Source organism: Saccharospirillum salsuginis (assembly GCF_014651855.1).
GTDB classification, from domain to species: Bacteria; Pseudomonadota; Gammaproteobacteria; order Pseudomonadales; family Natronospirillaceae; genus Saccharospirillum; species Saccharospirillum salsuginis.
In genome coordinates this window covers 46,001-63,411 of sequence record NZ_BMXR01000011.1, presented here as the reverse complement: position 1 = coordinate 63,411, position 17,411 = coordinate 46,001, and the positions used below count along the sequence as shown (strand labels likewise).

13 protein-coding genes are annotated in these 17,411 nt (G+C 60.0%); 3 read left to right on the top strand and 10 right to left on the bottom strand.

Features of this window, described 5'->3' with window-relative positions; all coding sequences use genetic code 11:
• Positions 1–129: 129 nt before the first annotated feature.
• The 4 genes from IE111_RS19310 to IE111_RS19295 form a co-directional block, all read right to left on the bottom strand.
• A complete protein-coding gene (locus IE111_RS19310; protein WP_189611878.1) occupies positions 130–819 on the bottom strand; it encodes a Type 1 glutamine amidotransferase-like domain-containing protein in 690 nt (229 codons plus the stop codon).
• 420 nt (positions 820–1,239) lie between these two features.
• On the bottom strand, positions 1,240–2,742 hold the full coding sequence (locus tag IE111_RS19305; protein WP_189611875.1) for a hypothetical protein: 1,503 nt from the start codon (positions 2,740–2,742) through the stop codon (positions 1,240–1,242).
• Positions 2,742–4,169, bottom strand: coding sequence for a rhomboid family intramembrane serine protease (locus IE111_RS19300; RefSeq protein WP_189611873.1), 1,428 nt, complete (start codon positions 4,167–4,169; stop codon positions 2,742–2,744). The genes IE111_RS19305 and IE111_RS19300 overlap by 1 nt, the downstream gene beginning before the upstream one ends.
• A gap of 246 nt (positions 4,170–4,415) precedes the next feature.
• Positions 4,416–5,312 carry an AraC family transcriptional regulator gene (locus tag IE111_RS19295; RefSeq protein WP_189611871.1) on the bottom strand — a complete coding sequence of 299 codons (897 nt, stop codon included), beginning with the start codon at positions 5,310–5,312 and terminating at the stop codon, positions 4,416–4,418.
• 283 nt (positions 5,313–5,595) lie between these two features.
• Between IE111_RS19295 and IE111_RS19290 the strand changes: the two genes are divergently transcribed.
• Both IE111_RS19290 and IE111_RS19285 read left to right on the top strand, forming a co-directional pair.
• On the top strand, positions 5,596–7,659 hold the full coding sequence (locus tag IE111_RS19290) for a methyl-accepting chemotaxis protein (protein WP_189611869.1): 2,064 nt from the start codon (positions 5,596–5,598) through the stop codon (positions 7,657–7,659).
• A 46-nt stretch (positions 7,660–7,705) separates the two neighbouring features.
• Positions 7,706–9,775 carry an extracellular solute-binding protein gene (locus tag IE111_RS19285; protein WP_189611867.1) on the top strand — a complete coding sequence of 690 codons (2,070 nt, stop codon included), beginning with the start codon at positions 7,706–7,708 and terminating at the stop codon, positions 9,773–9,775.
• Positions 9,776–9,834: 59 nt separating this feature from the next.
• On the opposite strand, the gene IE111_RS19280 is transcribed toward IE111_RS19285, so the two are convergent.
• Positions 9,835–11,196: an ABC transporter substrate-binding protein gene (locus IE111_RS19280; protein ID WP_189611865.1), complete on the bottom strand. Its 1,362-nt coding sequence runs from the start codon at positions 11,194–11,196 to the stop codon at positions 9,835–9,837.
• Here IE111_RS19280 and IE111_RS19275 point away from each other — a divergent pair.
• Complete coding sequence (locus IE111_RS19275) at positions 11,196–11,402, top strand: hypothetical protein (protein WP_189611863.1); 207 nt, start codon at positions 11,196–11,198, stop codon at positions 11,400–11,402. The two genes, IE111_RS19280 and IE111_RS19275, sit on opposite strands and share 1 nt — an antisense overlap.
• A gap of 3 nt (positions 11,403–11,405) precedes the next feature.
• On the opposite strand, the gene IE111_RS19270 is transcribed toward IE111_RS19275, so the two are convergent.
• From IE111_RS19270 to IE111_RS19250, 5 genes are all read right to left on the bottom strand, one after another.
• Entirely contained in the window at positions 11,406–12,899 is a 1,494-nt protein-coding gene (locus tag IE111_RS19270) for a mannitol dehydrogenase family protein (RefSeq protein WP_189611861.1), read from the bottom strand.
• Positions 12,900–12,978: 79 nt separating this feature from the next.
• Positions 12,979–13,803: a carbohydrate ABC transporter permease gene (locus IE111_RS19265; protein WP_229805450.1), complete on the bottom strand. Its 825-nt coding sequence runs from the start codon at positions 13,801–13,803 to the stop codon at positions 12,979–12,981.
• 74 nt (positions 13,804–13,877) lie between these two features.
• The gene (locus IE111_RS19260; protein WP_229805445.1) at positions 13,878–14,756 is read right to left on the bottom strand and encodes a carbohydrate ABC transporter permease; all 879 of its coding nucleotides are present in this window, start codon (positions 14,754–14,756) and stop codon (positions 13,878–13,880) included.
• Between the two features lie 84 nt (positions 14,757–14,840).
• Entirely contained in the window at positions 14,841–16,163 is a 1,323-nt protein-coding gene (locus tag IE111_RS19255; RefSeq protein ID WP_189611858.1) for an ABC transporter substrate-binding protein, read from the bottom strand.
• A 238-nt stretch (positions 16,164–16,401) separates the two neighbouring features.
• Positions 16,402–17,292 (bottom strand): helix-turn-helix domain-containing protein, encoded by an 891-nt coding sequence (locus IE111_RS19250; protein WP_189611856.1) that lies wholly within the window; start codon positions 17,290–17,292, stop codon positions 16,402–16,404.
• Positions 17,293–17,411 lie beyond the last annotated feature (119 nt).

Sequence of the window (17,411 nt, the reverse complement as noted above, 5' to 3'; positions counted from 1 at the left end):
GTGGAACAAGGCGGAAAAACGCAGGAATGCTTGCTGCATTTCAAGTTTTTCCAACGCGGTTCCACGTGCTTTGGCGAAGCGAACTGTTACCTAATTTACCGCTTGGCCCACTAGGGGCCATGTCCGCAGTCAGTCGAGCACGGACCAGCCGAGCCGATCGCCGTCGGGTTCGATGCGGTAGACGGCGGCGCCGGGCCGGTCGGCCAGTACGGACAATTGTCCGTCGTTGACGACAACGGCGGCCAGGTCGGTGGCGGCGAGCGCCGGGATCGGGTCGGCGGCGAGGTGGTTGAGCAACGGCAGGGTGCGCTGTTCGCTGTCGAGATGCGGGCAGAACAGGCCGGGGACGAAGCCGAGGCCGTCGACCCGGGTGAACTGCCAGTCACCGTCGGCGTCGAAACTGTCGGAGTCGCTGAAGCCGGCTTCGAACCAGCAGATGGCGCCGGCGCTGAGGCCACACAGCATTTTGTCGGCGTCGAACGCCTGTTGCAGCAGGCGGTCGACGCCGCGCTCGCGCCACAGCTCGATCATTTTGCGGGTGTTGCCGCCGCCGACGTAAATGAGGTCGGCCCAGTCGATGGCTTCGGCAATGTCGGCGTCCTCGGGTGCGTCGGTCAGGGTGAGGGCGCGGGCGTCGCAGCCGAGTTCCTGGCCGTAGACGCGGTGGAAGGTTTCGATGTACCCGGGAGCGTCGTTGCTGGCCGTCGGGATGAACAGGGCGCGGGGTTGGGGTTTGTGGGTGTGGCTGACGATGAACTGGTCGATGTTGAAGGTCTGACCTTCTGCGATTTCTCCGCCGCCGATGGCTACGATGGGCATGACTGCTTCCTTCTTTCTGAGTCCTTGGATTGGTGCGTGCCTTTATGCCAAGTTTCGGTGGTTTGTTCAAGGCTTGGTGGTTGAGGTCCGCGCTGGAGACGGGTGATGCTCTTCCGGGGCGGTCCGACGTTTCGGCCGCCGTAGATACATCCTTGTAGGCTTAACTTCGACCCGGGCTGGCGCACCAGTCCTTGGCTCAGATGTCCCCTCCAGAGCATCACCCGCCTCCAGCGCTGTACTGGTTGCCAACCAATATTACCCAACTCCGTAGTTTCGCCGGTAGGGTGGGCACCGCCCACCAATGTGTGCGGTTCCACCACCGGTTGCAAACACCGCCCTGTTCCACCGATATTGACGAATCACCTTTGGGTGGTTGTTACAACATGGTGGGCCGTGCCCACCCTACGAAACAACAATCCCTCATCGAAACTCGATGGGTTTTAATTCCTGCCCGTCGCCTTCCGATGGCTCCGTGGCGATTTCCGATTCACTCGTCCCGGGATGCTCCGGTTTATCCTCCCGCGGCTCCACATCAAACATCGCCTTCCCCGTGCGGGGAGTGCCGGTATCACTTACTCGCTGTTGCGATAACCGTTCGGACAATTGTGCGGCCAGTTGGCGGCACTGTTTGGCCTGGGTTTCCCGGTCCGGTTGCCGGTCGAGCAGGTCGGCCAGCAGGTGGAAGGCGTCGGGGAGTCTGGGGTAGTCGGGGTGGCGTTTGTGCAGGCCGTTGAGCAGGTGTATGGCGGTTTTGGAGTCGCCCTGTTCGGCGGCGTCCCGTGCCAGGGCGAGGCGCAGGTCGGGATGGTCGGGGATGTAGTTCGCCAGCAGGGTTCTGACCTGGTTGAAGACGGTGAGCAGGCGCGCCTGCTGGCCGTGAGTGTGCGCGAACCGCAGGTATGCGGTGGCGGCTTTGGGCAGTTCGGCGGTGTCTTCGAGTTGGTGGGCGCAGTCGAAGTATTGGGTGGGGAAGATTTTGTTGTCCGGAAACTGGTTTAGGGCCTGGTTGAACAGGGTGTAGGCGTTTTGGTAGTCGCCGCGTTTCAGGGCGATGTCGATGCGGGCGCCGAGTAGGTTTTCGTCGCTGCGCTGGACGGGTCCGTCGCCGTAGTCTTCGCGGGCGTGGAAGCCGAGTTGACCCTGATACTGGAAGATCATGTAGCCCATGATGTGGAAGATGACGATGAGGTAGTAGTTGGAGGCCATGTTCTGGAGGATGTAGGAGACGACGAGCCAGTCGTCTCCGATGAACTGGTGCAGTACTGTGACGGACCCCATCATGACCATGATCAGGGCGAGCAACAGGCCGTAAGGCAGTCCGATGGCGGTCATCAACCGGAAGGTGTTGACCGGGTTGATGCTGGTGATGAGGTCGTGGTTGAGGCCGAAGCTGATCAGCATGGCGGGCAGGCCGATGATGAAGAAAAACGCCAGTAGAGCGGCCGCGGTACCGCCGATAAAGTGACCGGCGGCGAAGACGATGCCGATGAGGGCAAGCACCATCAATACCAGTTGAAACAGCAGGCCGATGCCGCCCTGAAAGGCGTCGGCGATGTCGGGAGCCACCATGCGCCCCCGGGCGGTGTCTTCGAGGGCGCGGAAGCTGTACTTCATGATGGCGCCGGTACTGATGAGGTAGAGCGCGATGAACAGCACCAGACTGGAGAGAATCGAGAGTATGCCGGACATGACCGAGACCACGACGATCAGCGAGACGGTGCCGGTGTTGAACGGGTAGCGAAAGGCGGCCTGCAGACGTCGCCAGAACGGTTCGACGTTGTTGCGGGCGCCGAGGCTTTCGGTCGGCCGGTTACACACCAGGCATAGGGTGTCGTTGTCGACGCAGCGGTCGCAGCGGCCTTCACCGCAATGGTCGCACTCATAGGTGGAGGCCCGCAGCGGGTGGTAAGCGCAATAATCCATCAGTAGGCCTCCATCAGTTGATCGGCGAGACGGGCGTATTGGGTGTGTTTCACAGTCTGGCTCAGGGTCTCGAACGCCATGGACAGTTTGCGCGCGAATATCCCCAGCGCATGGCTATTCTGTCCGGCCTGCTGTAACTGAAGGAAGATCGATTCGGCGGTCTCGACGTGCTGACCGGTCACCAGACGCATGCCGAGCTTGATGCGTTCCTCGGCCGGGATCGCCGTCATCAGCTTGGGGTTGTCACGACACACCTGCGCGACCTTGTCGAGCTCGGCCGGCATCAGCCGGTCCATTCGCACCAGGGCCCAGGCCGCCTGCAGCCGGGACTTGCCACCGCGCGGTTTCAGCAGGTTGTAGCGCAGCGCCGCCAGTTCGAAATCGAGCCCGTCTTCCCTGATCATCCGGTTCAGCCGGGTCAATGCCGTCTTGAACTGGCACTGAGAAATAGCGTCGTAGATCCCCGCCAATCGTTCGCGGCGCGGATCGACGCTTTGGTCGGTTTCGATATACTCGGTATTGAACAGACTGCGATTCAGCAGCCAGGCGGAACCGATCAGCACCGCACCGGCGAGGAAACCACCGGTGTGCGCCATGAAGGCCACATTGGAATCGACATTGGTGTGGTACGAATACAATTCCTTGCCGATGTAGAACGGCAGAATCAACAAGGCCGGTGCGCGGATATACCCCACCAGGAAAAACAGCCAGTAGAAGAACTCGATGCGCTTGAAGCGGAACACCGCGAGGTACATCGCCATTACACCGGAGATCGCACCCGACGCCCCCACCAGCGGCTGCGGGCTGTCCAGGTTCAGCGCCGCATGCGCCAACCCGCCGGCCGCGCCGGACAGCAGGTAAAACAGCAGGAAGCGCCCGTGCCCGATGGCCGCTTCCACGGCGAAACCGCAGATCGCCAGAAACACCAGGTTGCCGACCAGATGCATCAGGCCACCGTGCAGAAACTGATGGGTGAATACATCCAGGACCTGCAATTCGCTCGGTACCAGGCCCAACGCCAGCGAACTGATCGATTCGACCTGTGCCTGAATCCGTTCCCGTTCTCGCAACCAGGTTCGAAATTCCCGGTCCGGCAACTGCGACCGCATTTCCCGGGTCACATACGGGAAGAATTCACGATCGAACAGCAACCGAACCGCGACCGGCTGGTAGTAACCGTTTTCAAACGCCGACTCCAACTCCGAACGCAGCTCCGATTCGCCCTCCCGCGCCAGGTAGTCCCGGTACACCGGCCATTCAAGCTCCAGAAACTCCCCTTCGGCATAGGCTTGAATCGCCTCGCCGATCTTGCGGTTGTCACCACTTTGGTAGAGTGCGAAGACGAGGATATTGAGCAGAATGATGCCGAACAGCACGACCGGCGCATGCTGCCAGTCGAATCGTTTCTCGGTGGGAAGGATAATCACGGTACCGCCTCTCCTTTGCGCACGGGGTCCATTCGATGTTCAAGGAAGAATCAGATGCTACCACAAGCCATGTAGGGTGGGCACCGCCCACCACGGGAGAAAAACCGACCCCTGAGCCATCCGCTGGAACCGAACGTCAGTACGCTTGGACGTAACCGGCGGTTGAATCGCAAAATGTGTTGGGGCACCGAAACCGAAGTGTCGGACCATCCCACCCTATCAGGCGACATCCTTCCGGAATCAAGTTCAGCGTCGCAGAGATACCATGATGGGGGTACGTCGACCGCGAATGTCCAATGATTCCCGATACTGCCGGGGCGTCATCCCCTTGATCTTCAGGAAATGCCGATTGAAATTCGCCACATTCGAGAACCCTGCTTCGAAACAGATGTTCGTAATCGGCTTGTCGCTCGCTTCCAATTGTTCACACGCCCGACTGATGCGTAAGCGGGTCACGAAATCAATGAACCGATAGCCGGTCGTCTTTCTGAACCAGCGTGAAAAGAACGATGGCGTCAGCCCCAGTAAACCGGCGACATCGTCGAGATGCAGATCCGTCGTGCAGTGCTCCATGATGTGATTGACGACGATGCTGACCCGTTCTTCGATCAAGCTGTCCGATTCGTCCTCGAACGAGCGCTCCGACAGCGTTCGGTAATCGCCGGATTCGGCCAGGGTCGTCATGATCTCGAGGAATTTCAGCACACGGGGCATGCCTTTCAATCGCGCTACGTCGGTAAAGGCATCCGCCACTTTCCGACTGGCGTCCGGGGAAAACTCGATGCCATAGCGGGAGTCCGCCAGCATCGTTTTCATGGCGCGCATTTCCGGTAGGCAGTCGGCCAGGGAGCACATCCGCTCGTCGGAAAAGTTGATCACACGGTCACGTATGCCACTTTGAAAGTCCGCCAGCGACACCCAGTTGTGCGGCAGATAGGGACCGCACAAAAACACCGTTCCAGGCTCGAAAGGGCCGACGTAATCGCCGATGAAGGCATTGCCCCGCGTGCTTTGTATCAGATGCAGCTCGTACTCGTTGTGGTAATGCCAGCGCACCAGAGAGCTGTCCGCGCCATGGGCGAGGTAACGAAAGGAATGCTCGGCTTCATACACCGCTTCATAGCTGGGTTTGGAAACACTCATGGATGGCTCCCGAAGATTGTACTTGTGTACCGCCCAACCGTGCGACCCGATCACCGCCCCGGGACAGGTCCGGTAAAGCATAGCGCACAAAGCCATGGCATGAGCAAAGAGGTCAAATAAGTATCGATATTGTCCCGTTTAATACAGGCCGCCCGACGGCCTCTTGTCTTTACTGAACAGGGCCGGTCAAGTCGGCCGGTTGTCCCGACAACAATAAGCGTGCAAAACGCCCGGTCGATCTCCGTGGATCGACTCCGAGTCCGCAACACAGTGAGCGCCCAAGATGTTAACCAGCCTCCCCCGCCCCAGCATCATCCTGCGTATTTCCATCGGTTTCTGCATCGTCGTCGCGGTGATCGCCGTCTCGACGATGATCAGCATCGGCTATGCCCGCAAGACCATCGACAACGTCGGCACCCTGACGGAAAGCGCGACCCCTATCGTGCAGACCAACAACGAGCTGGATTTGCACCTGACCCGTGCCACCGAACTTTTTCAGCAGTACCTGGGCACCACGAAAACCGGTGAACTGGAACAGCTGGCCCGGGAAATCGCGGCCAACCGTGACGAGACCCGTCAACGTCTGTCCCGCCTGAGAGCCAGCCTGACCGACATCGATGGGGTTCAAGCGGAACTGGAACGGGTCTCGAATCTGGAGGACACCGTCGGCCGCATCGATACCGTGATGGATGACACCATGGCGCGGTACCGGCGGAGCCTGACCGTGGTCGCCGGTTTCGAGACCAAATCGACCGAAGTCGACCGTCTGCAGTCCGACATCGGCCCGCTGTTCGATGACCTGTTGCTGTCGCTGGACGACGACTATTCACTGGCCATCGCCTACGAATTCTACGCGTCCTTTCTCGGCGGCCTGATGATCATCAAGGACATCGGCCTGTCCGACACCCTGGACGAGCTGAGTGCCAACGAGCAGCGATTTTCACAGTGGGACCAGAATCACCAGAATCAATTCTTCAGTTTTACCCAATTGGCCATGCGCTACCCGGATGCGCGTGACTTCATGCAAGCCGCGCAGGAAATCACCCAGTTGCTGAATGCGCTGACGCTCGGGACCGATGAGGCCCCCGGGCTCATCGATGAACGGAAAACGCTGATCGAATCGGCCCTGGGGTATGACGACAGCCTGCGACAGTTGCAGTCCCTGCAGACGAGAGCCGGCGAAGACCTGCGGGCGCTGAACACCTTCGCGCAACGTTATTCGGTGGCGACCAACAACACCGTTTCCGCCAACCTGACCAACAGCCTGACCGCCGCCGCGACCGCGCTGGGACTGACCGTGGTGGTGGCGGCCGTGGTGTTGCTGCTCATCGTGCGCAGCATCCGTCCACCGCTGCGCCGCCTGAAGCGCGCGCTCGACAACCTGGCCAACGGCGACCTCAGCCACCCCATCCGCCAACACAGTCGGGACGAGATGGGCGAACTGACCCAGGCCGTGGAGCAGGTGCGCCGCTCGCTCAGTGTCATGATGAGCGAATTGAAGGAAAAAGCCCTGGAAATGCAGGACTCGGCCGGTCACAGCCAGGCGATGTCGGAATCGCTGAAGACCCGATCGATCAGCCAGAGCGAAGACACCGAATCCATCTCCACCTCCATGCTGGAAATGAGCGCCTCGGTGCGCGAAGTGGCCACCACCACGGACGAGGGCATGCGTCTGGCGACCCAGGCGGTCGATGAAATCGAACACACGGTGACGGAAATCAACCGAAACCTGGACTCGCTGGCGTCGTTGCGCGACAGCATCGACCAGTCGGTCCAGTCGATGGAATCCCTGACCCGGGAAATGAAGGGGGTGGAAAGCGTGTCCACCGTGATCGAGGGCATCGCCGAACAAACCAATCTGTTGGCGCTGAACGCGGCCATCGAGGCCGCGCGGGCCGGCGACCAGGGGCGGGGCTTCGCCGTCGTGGCCGACGAGGTTCGCACTCTGGCCAGTCGCACCGCCGAATCGACGGCGGAGATCCGCGAGACGATCGAAAACCTGATCAGCGGCTATCAGGCCCTGTCCGACACAATGGCGCGCAACCAGTCGGCCGTGGCCGACAGTCACGAGGTGTCCCGGCATTCGTTCGAGGCGATTCGTCAGTTCCGCCAACGCATCACCGACATTAACCATCTGAGCCAGAGCATTTCCCACGCCACCGGCGAACAGGGCATCACGGCCGACGACATCAGCCTTCGGCTGACCCGCATCGCCGACGTCACCAAGGAAACCCGGGACAGCGCCGTCTCGGCCTCGGAGACCAGCCAACGACTGGGCCGGGTGGCCAGCGAGCTCGAGGCCCTGGTCGAACGGTTCAAAGTCGACAACGCAAACCCCGGAGAATGACTATACTGACTCCCACTCCAAATACATGAGTCGGGAGGAGTAGCGGATGTCGTTAGCGGCCCCGGTTTGTCCGAGGGGTCTGTGCAGCCGGGTCGTCGCGATCCTGTTGTTGGCCTCACTGGCTCAGGCCGACACCTTGCGCATCGCCAGTGGCGAAAAGGACCCCTACATCGGACCTCACCTCACCGACGGCGGCTATGTCCAGGCACTGATCGAACACGTACTCACGGACGCCGGTTACGATGTCGAACTGGCATTTTTCCCCTGGGAGCGGGCCCGGGTTCTCGCGGAAAAAGGCGATTTCGATGCGATCGTGTCTCCGGTAAATGCCCGCGTGGACCCGAGTCCCTTTATTTCAACCGACGGATTTCCCGGTGAGAAACTGGGTCTGCTGAAACGCAAGGCGTACGATTTTTCCCTGCCCGCCACCCCGACACAACTGCTGGCCGATGACGCCGAAAAGTTACTGGGCGCCCTCGCCGGTTTGAGACTCGGACTGGTTCGGGGCGCCGATGCCCTGCCCTTTCTCGATCAAGCCACGGAGTTGAGTCGGCAATACGTCGTCACCTACGAACAAGGCATGAAGATGCTGGCCAGCGAACGCATCGACCTGCTGCTGATCGACAAGTACACGGCCGCCGACATCATGACCGACTCCCTGCCGCACCTGATCGGGCAGTTGGAATTCGTCGACCCGCCGCTGCTCGAACGCGATTTCCATCTGGCGGTTCGCACGCGCCGCGCCGATGCCGAACTCCTGGTCGAACGCTTCAACCACCACCTGCGGCAAGCCGTTCAGGACGGCACCCTGGCGACCCTGATGGCCAGCCACGGTTTTGGCTCGAAACCGGCCATGAACAACGCCGTCCACCGGCTCACCATCGGTACGGTGGACAACCCGGATATGGAAATCATGCGTGAACTGTCCGCCGAATTCGAGGCGGAACACCCGAATATCGAGCTGGACTGGCAGGTCCTCGACGAGAATATTCTGCGCCGCCGTTTGATGAGCGACCTGGCGATTTCCGATGGCCAATACGACATCATGACCATTGGCACACTGGAGGCGCCACTGTGGGCCGAGCGCGGCTGGCTGGTGCCCATCGATGCGGATCGGTTGCCGGCGGGGTATGACCGGGACGATTTGATTCCCACGGTGCGCGAAGGCCTGTCGTTCGAATCCCGACTCTACGCCCTGCCGTTTTACGCCGAGAGCACCATGACCTATTACCGGACCGACCTGTTCGAACAGGCCGGTCTGACTATGCCCATGAGCCCGACCTACGACCAGATTCAACGATTCGCCGCCGAACTGCATCGGCCGGAAGACGGCGTCTACGGTATTTGCCTGCGCGGCAAACCGGCCTGGGGAGAAAACATGGCGTTCATATCCATCCTGGTGAACGCCCATGGCGGCCGCTGGTTCGACATGGAGTGGGAACCCCAAATCTACAGCCCGGAGTGGCATCGTGCGCTGAACCGATACAAGACGCTCATGACCGAGTACGGTCCGCCCGCTCCCGAGCAGCAGGGATATACCGAATTGCTGGAGCACTTTTCCCAGGGAAGATGCGCCCTCTGGATCGACGCGACCGTCGCCGCCGGGACCCTGTTCAACCCGTCCCGATCACGAGTGGCCGGGACGACCGGCATCGCCTCCTCGCCAACGGCCGTCACCAATCGCGGAGCCAACTGGTTATGGAGCTGGGCGTTGGCTGTGCCGGAATCCTCCGCCCAACAGGACGCCGCTCTGAGCTTTATCGCTTGGGCGACGTCCCGGGATTACATCCAGCGGGTCGGAGAACGCAAAGGCTGGCTCAGTGTTCCGCCCGGTACGCGGCTGTCCACCTATGAACTGGCGGACTATCGCGCCGCCGCTCCGTTCAGCCAGTTTGTCTTGCAAGCCATTCAGTCGGCCGACATCAGTGAGAACACACTGCAACCGACGCCCTATGTCGGCATACAGTTTGTCCGAATTCCCGAGTTCCCCGCCATCGGCACCAACGTCGGTCGACACATGGCCCGCATCATTACCGGTGACGCCAGTGTCGCGGAGGCGTTGCAGGCCTCCCAATCCCTGACCGCGCACATCATGTGGCAGGCGGGGTACCGCTAACAGGGTCGCTCCACCGAGTCCGCCGAATTACCGGACGACGACGAACCCGGGCGATGCGTTCAGAAGGCGTCGATATCGTGTTCGCGCAGGTAGTCACCCACATTGTGCGAAGCCCTTACAAAATCCGACGCCCGTGTCAGTTCGCGCGGTATGTCCACACCCTGATTCGTTAACCGCGACTCGAGCAGTTCGGCCAGCACCTTACCCACGTAATTACCGATCTGCTGAAACTCTTCCGTCTGCACGAATTGAATACCGCGATACGGTACCGGCTGCGCGCTTGGTTGGTCGAAATCCGTCGTGCGGATGGCGTCGATGGTCGGATCGGAAAAACGGGCGTATTGCTGGTACGCCGAATTCCGATAGAGGGACCGACGCGTCCCCGGAGGCACCTGAGCGATCCCGTAGTGCTCCTCGACCAGTCGATGGTAGTCGTTCGACGTGGCCCATTGCACGAACCGCCAGGCCGCTTCCTGCGCCCGGGAACCACTGGGTACGGCGAACCCCCAGGACCACAGCCAGTTCGAGCCCCGATCGGTCACCTGGGTGGGGGCCCGGGCATAACCGACGTGCGGGTAAATGTCCGCGGTCGCGATCGAGCCGCCGGCCGCGGTCGAGTCGACCCAGACATCGCAGTCACCGGATCGGAACGCCGCCAGGTTTTCGGAATAGCCGTTCAGCCAGGCATCGGGCAGGCCGTAATTCGCCATCAGTTCCAGATAAAAATCAACGGCGCGGTGCCAGGGTTCCTCGGTCAGTGTCGTGCCCCATTGTTCATCGAACCAGCGGCCGCCAAAGGCGTTGACCAGGGTGGAAAACAGCGCCATGTTCTCGCCCCAACCGGCCTTGCCGCGCAAACAAATCACTCCGGCCTGGTCGTTGGAACGGATCTTCAGTTCGGACAGCAGCGATTCGATCTGCGCCCAGCTGGGGGCGGCGGGCATGGTCAGATCGTAGCGATTGAATACATCCCGGCGATAGTAGGTCATCGAGCTCTCGCCATAAAACGGCAAGGCGAAATAGTGATCGCCGTGACGGAACCCTTCCATGATTTCCGGGATCCAGTCCGTTCCCTCCACCGTCGACAGGATGGACTCAGGCACCGGGGCGAGACGGCCGTTCTTGCCCCACAGGGGCGCTTCCAGCAGCCCCAGGGTGTAGACGTCATAGCGCGGGTCCGCTCTTTTGCTGTCGCGCGACTGCATCAAACGGAGCACGCTCTCGTCGACCACTTCCCAACTGATGGTGATGTCCGGATTTTCGCGGACGAAGTATTCGGACAGTTGTTGCATGTTCAGCATATCGGCATTGCCGACGGTGGCGACCACGATTTCCTGGGCCAGTGCCTTGAAGGAAAACAGCGGCACGGTCAGAAACAGGACCCTCAACAGCGACGTGCGGACAGGGGTGGGGAGTATCATTGCATGACCCTCTTTTTGTTTTTATTGCCACACCCATTAAAGGCAAACGCTCGCCAAATAAACAATCCGTTCCGGACGGATTGCAGTACTATTTTTACGCAACGGTGAACGAGGTTTCGAAAATCGAGTTAAAAAAAGGCGGCCACACGGGCCGCCAAGTACTGCTTGTCCACCCGCCGAATATCGACGAGGTCGACCTGCCATGAACGTCAGGCACTCTGCTTTAAACAGTCAACCAGGGTGTCGTAGGCTCCCCGGTCAACAATCGTCCGATACCAGTGATCCACTTCCTTCAGGAATGCCTGGCCGGCGGGATCGGGGTGCTCGCCGAAAAAGGCATCCGTTTTCAAAAGCGATAAACGGTCCGATCGCGTGGCCCGATTCAACTCATCGGGCAGGTTGAATTCCATGATCTCCAATTCGGTACCGTCGTCCGATGTCGCGTTCAGGTACGCCAGAAAGCAGGCGAACATGAAACTCAGTCTTGTCGTGTCCGCCTGTCTTGAGAGCAGGTCGGTCACCACGGGCATGCTGTAATTTTTCAGCTTGGCATAGCCGTCGGAACAAATCCGAATCTGCTGGTCACCGATCCGGCTGTTGCCGAATCGCTCGATCAGGGTGGCCTGATAGGGCTTGACCGGCATGTCCGGGATTGTCGGCAGCGTCGGCTCGGCGTCCAGAACCATATAGTCTCTCACCAGTTGCCGGATGGCGATGTCCTTGATGGCGGCATCGACCCGTTTATAGCCGGCGAGATAGCCGACATAGGCCATCATCAAATGGCTGCCGTTCAACAATCTCAACTTGGTTTTTTCATACGGCGAGACATCCGAAGTGAACTGAACCCGTACCTGTTCCAGTGCCGGTCGCCCGGCGGCGAAGTGGTCTTCGACCACCCACTGGATGAAGGTTTCACAACCCACGGCGCAAGGGTCGACCACTTCGAACTCGTTCCGGACCAGGTCGGTATCGGCGCTCGATGGTGCCGGTGTGATGCGGTCGACCATGGAGTTGGGATAGGTCACGGCCTGTTCGAACCAGGGCTTCAATTCGGGTTCGGCCAGTTCGATAAAAGCCAACATGGCTTTACGCAACACATCGCCGTTTTGCGGCACATTGTCACACGACAACAGAGTGACTCGTCCGTCGTCCGCCAAGCGCGCACGGCGACGACCGGCCTGCCACAGAAAACCGAAAAGCGTACGGGGCGATTCCGGGTGTTCGAGGTCGTGAACGATGTCGGGGTGGTCGCTGAAAAACCGGTCCTTTTCGAAGTCGTATCGATAGCCTCCTTCGGTGACCGTCATACTGATGATCCTGACCTCGGGGTCCGCCAGTTGCCCGATGACGGCGTCACGCTCATCCGGTGCGAACAACAGCCGTTTGATGGACCCGATCACACGACTGCGTGAGCCGTGGTCGTCTTTTTCCGTCAGGGTGTAGAGGCCGTCCTGCTGTTTCAGTTGCCGGATCAGGGATTCATCGCCGGGCATCAGGCCGATGCCGCAAACCCCCCAGTTCAGGTCATCCGTCGACGCCATGTAATCGTCGAGGTAACGCGTCTGGTGTGCCCGGTGGAAACCGCCCACGCCGATGTGGGCGATGCCGATCCGGACCTGTGCGCGCTCATAGGCCGGCCACTGAATTCCGGGAGGACAGGCCCTGGACGTCAGTTCGGTCAGTGGTCGTGGTACGTGTGTCACGTGCAGTTTCCCCTTTAGGGCAGGCTCTGTGACCTGCCGCTGTGCAGAATGGGTTGAATGTGGGACGGTGCCGGATGACTTACTTGACGGCACCGAAGGTGAGGCCGCGCACCAGTTGTTTCTGGCTGATCCAGCCGAACACGAGAATGGGCGCCACCGCGAGCGTCGAGGCGGCGGACAGCTTCGCCCAGAACAGACCTTCGGGACTGGAATAGGAGGCGATCAGGGCCGTCAGCGGCGCGGCTTTGGAGGCGGTCAGGTTCAGCGACCAGAAGGCCTCGTTCCAGCTCAGAATCAGCGACAGCAAAAAGGTCGATGACAGCCCGCCCAGGGTGATCGGGATCAGAACATGGCGGATTTCCTGCCATAAATTAGCACCGTCCATGCGGACCGCTTCGAGGATGTCCTTCGGGACTTCCCGGAAATAGGTGTAGATCATCCAGATGACGATGGGCAGATTGATCAGGGTGTAGATGATGGTCAGGCCGGTTTTGGTATCCAGCAGCGAGGTGTCCCTGGCCAGCAAATACAACGGCACCAGAACGCCGACCGGAGGCAGCATCTTGGTGGACAGCATCCACAACAGCACGCCCTGGGTACGCTTGGTCGGGTAGAACGCCATCGAATAGGCCGCCGGAATGGCGATGACCATGCCGATGATCGACGCACCGAAACTAACGACCACCGAGTTCCAGGCGTATTTCAAATAGTCGCTGCGTTCGAACACGGCGACGTAGTTTTCCAGGGTGGGTTTGAAGATCAACGCCGGCGGTGTCGAGAAGGCGTTCAACTCGGTCTTCAGACTGGTCAGCACCATCCAGAAAATCGGGAAGAAAATGGTCAGTGCGACCAGCCAGGCCGCCACCGTGACCGTGATGTTCTTGACGATTTTCGCCTGACGCATGTCCAGCAGGGGCTGCTTGCGGGCCAGCGAGGGTTGTGACATGGGTTTTACCTGTTGGGTGTTCATAGCCGCTCCTATTGCTCCGCCAGGGATTTACCCACGGCCCGTATCAGGAAGAAGGCAACGATATTGGCCAGCAACACGGCGATAACGCCGCCGGCCGACGCCATACCGACATCGAATTGCAGCAGTGCCTGCGAATAAATCAGATAGGCCAGATTGGTCGTCTGGGTACCCGGCCCGCCCGAGGTAGTGGTGAAGATTTCCGCGAAGATCGACAGCAGGAAAATCGTCTCGATCATGATGACCACGGTCAGCGGCCGGGCCAGATGCGGCAGAGTGATGTGACGGAACACAGCCAGGGGACCGGCGCCGTCCATCTTGGCGGCTTCCAGTTGCTCCTGGTCCATCGATTGCAGCGCGGTCATCAGAATCAGAATGGCGAACGGCAGCCATTGCCAGGAGACGATGATGATGATGGACGTCATCGGAATGTCGGTGAACCAGTCGATGGGTTGCAAACCGAACGTATTGGCGATGAAGGCGAACAAACCACTGACCGGATTCATCAGCAGGTTTTTCCAGACCAGCGCATTAACGGTGGGCATGATGAAAAACGGCGAAATCAACAGGACGCGCACGATGCCCTGCCCCGGAAACGGATGGTCGACCAGGATGGCGATCAGAGTGCCGAGGCCGACGGTGATGATCAGCACCATGCCGACCAGAACCAGGGTATTGGTCAGGCCGTCGATGAAACTGGGATCGGTGAAAAAGTAGTAGTAGTTCTCCAGCCCGACGAAGGCTTTCATGCCCGGAACCATCAGGTTGAAGTTAATGGTCGAGAAGTAGAGGGTCATCCCCAGCGGAACGGCCATCCAGACCAGCAACAGAAGGACGGAGGGGGCCACCAGAAGCCTGGCGATACCGGTGTTTCGATTGACTTGAGACATGAGAGACTGCATCCGAGGTGAGGCTGGCACCGCCGACATCGAATGGATGCCGGCGGTGCGGTTCTTACAGGTCAGGCGCCGGGCTTAGTCTTGATAGCCCGCGCGACGAATTTCCCGGTCGACCACACGATTGGCGTTACTCAATGCCTGGTCGACGGAGGTATTGCCGGACAAGGCGCCCGCGACCTGCTGACCGACGACGGTGGCGAAGCCGCTGAAGCCGGGAATGGCGACGAACTGAACACCGGTGTAGGGTGAGGGTTCGAGTGTCGAGTCATTCGGGTCGGCCTTTTGCATTTGCGACAGCGTCATGTCAGCGAAACTGGCCGCTTCCAGATAAGCGTCGTTTTCATAGGTGGACTTGCGGGTGCCCGGCGGAATCGCGGCGATGCCGTGCTCCTCGGCCACAATCCGGGAATACTCCTTGGAGGTCGCCCAGGTCACGAATTCCTGCGCGGCGTCTTTGGCGTCGGAGCTGACCGGAATGGCCAATGCCCAGGCCCACAACCAGCCACTGCCTTTGTGGGTCACCTGCTTCGGTGCGGCGGCGAATCCGACTTGGTCGGGCACCTGGCTCTGGCTATCGTCGGTCACAAAGCTGCCGGCCACGGTGGCATCCACCCACATGGCGCACTTGCCGGTGTTGAACAGCGCCAGGTTCTCGTTGAAGCCGTTGCTGCTCGCGCCCGGAGGGCCGTAATTGCCCAGCAGGTCGACATAGAACTCGAGGGCGTTATGCCACTGTTCGCTTTCCAGCTGGGCGTTCCAGTCCATATCGAACCAGCGGCCGCCGAAGGCATTGACCATGGTGGTGAACAGGGCCATGTTTTCACCCCAGCCGGCCTTGCCGCGCAGGCATATGCCGTACTGTTCATTGGCGGGGTCGTGCAGCGCCACGGCGAATTCACGCACCTGTTCCCAGGTCGGTTCGCTCGGCATGGTCAGCCCGGCCTGTTCGAACAGGTCCGTGCGGTAGTAGGTCATGGAGCTTTCGCCGTAGAACGGCAGGGCGTAGAGCGTACCGTTGGCCGACAGGCCGCCACGTACCGACGGAAAGATGTCGTTCACGTCGTAACTGGCCGGCAGATTGTCCATCGGCACCAGCCAATCGTTCGCTCCCCAGATCGGGGCTTCGTACATGCCAATGGTCATCACATCGAACTGGCCGCTGTTGGCGGCGATGTCGGTGGTCAGGCGCTGGCGCAACACGTTTTCCTCGAGAATCACCCACTCCAGATCGATGTCCGGATGGGCGGCTTCGAACTCGGATGACAAGGCTTGCATGCGAATCATGTCACCGTTGTTCACCGTCCCGATGGTGACCGTTTCGGCCAGTGTCGCGGTGGAGAGCGATACCGCGCAGGCCAGGGTGGCGAGGCGGACGTAAGGGGTCTTCGTAATGCTCATGGATTCTCACCTGTGTGTTTGTTGTTTTTGTGGATCTACAATCGCGAAAAGCGGAATTTCACGATGTGCGGATGTCATTCATTAAACGAGTCCGGGCGCGATACTGCCAATACCGATCACAAGAATTTCTATACTTTTTTGTTGTTCCTGGGAGGCGATACGCGGGGAAGGCTCTGGGCCGCGGGATTCGGGACGGATATCCCGACACGCGGGGCCTGTCCGAAAGGGCGAAACCCGATCAGGAAGGGTCGGTGTCGGGGGTGGTTCTGGCGTTGCGCAACGAGAGCGATTCCCGGTACTGGCGGGGAGTCATGCCCTTGATCTTGAGAAACTGGCGGTTGAAGTTGGCGACATTGGCGTAGCCCACTTCGTAGCAGATATTGGTGATGGGGTCGTTGGTCAGCTCCAACCGCTCGCATGCCTTGCTGATGCGCAGGCGGATGACGAAATCGATAAAACGCCGCCCGGTCGCCTTCTTGAAATAGCGGGAAAAGAAGTTGGGGGACAGGTGCAGCAGACCAGCGACCTCCTCCAGGGTGATCTCGCGCTGGTAGTTGCGCGCCAGATACTCGACCACGGTATTGACCCGGTCCTCCATCATCGGATCGGTGTTTTCCTCGTAGGACCGGGTCGACAGGATCCGGTAGTCGCCCGCCTTGACCAGGGCGTTCATCAGCGACAGGAAGTTCAGCACCTGGTTCGTGCCCCGGGATTCTCCGATGCGTTCGAACAGGGGAATCAGCGGCCGGGTGGTCGCTTCGGAAAACTCGAGGCCGTAACGGGCATCGTCCAGCATTGGCCGGAAGGCCCTGAATTCCGGCATCGTTGTGGCCAGAGCCTGCATCAGTTCATCGGAAAAATTGACCACCTCGTCGCGAATCCCGGGGGACTCGTCGTGCGTGGTGATCCAGTTGTGCGGCAGGTTGGGACCGCAGAGAAACACCGTACCGGGCCGGAACATGCCGATGTAGTCGCCCACAAAGGCCTTGCCCCGGGTACGGCGAATCAGGTGCAGTTCGTACTCGCGATGATAGTGCCAGCGGATCAACGGACTGTCGGCGCCATGCGACAGATAACGCAGGCTGTGTTCGTGCTCCTGGACCAGTTCCAGTTCGGGATGAAGCGACATCGACGACTTTCCCCATTAACCCCATGACGGGTAATAATAGTACAGAATTCACGAATCCGGCCACCGACATGCGCCGGCACTTCGCCAGCGCGCGCCCCCATGCTAAATTGGCCGGCCAC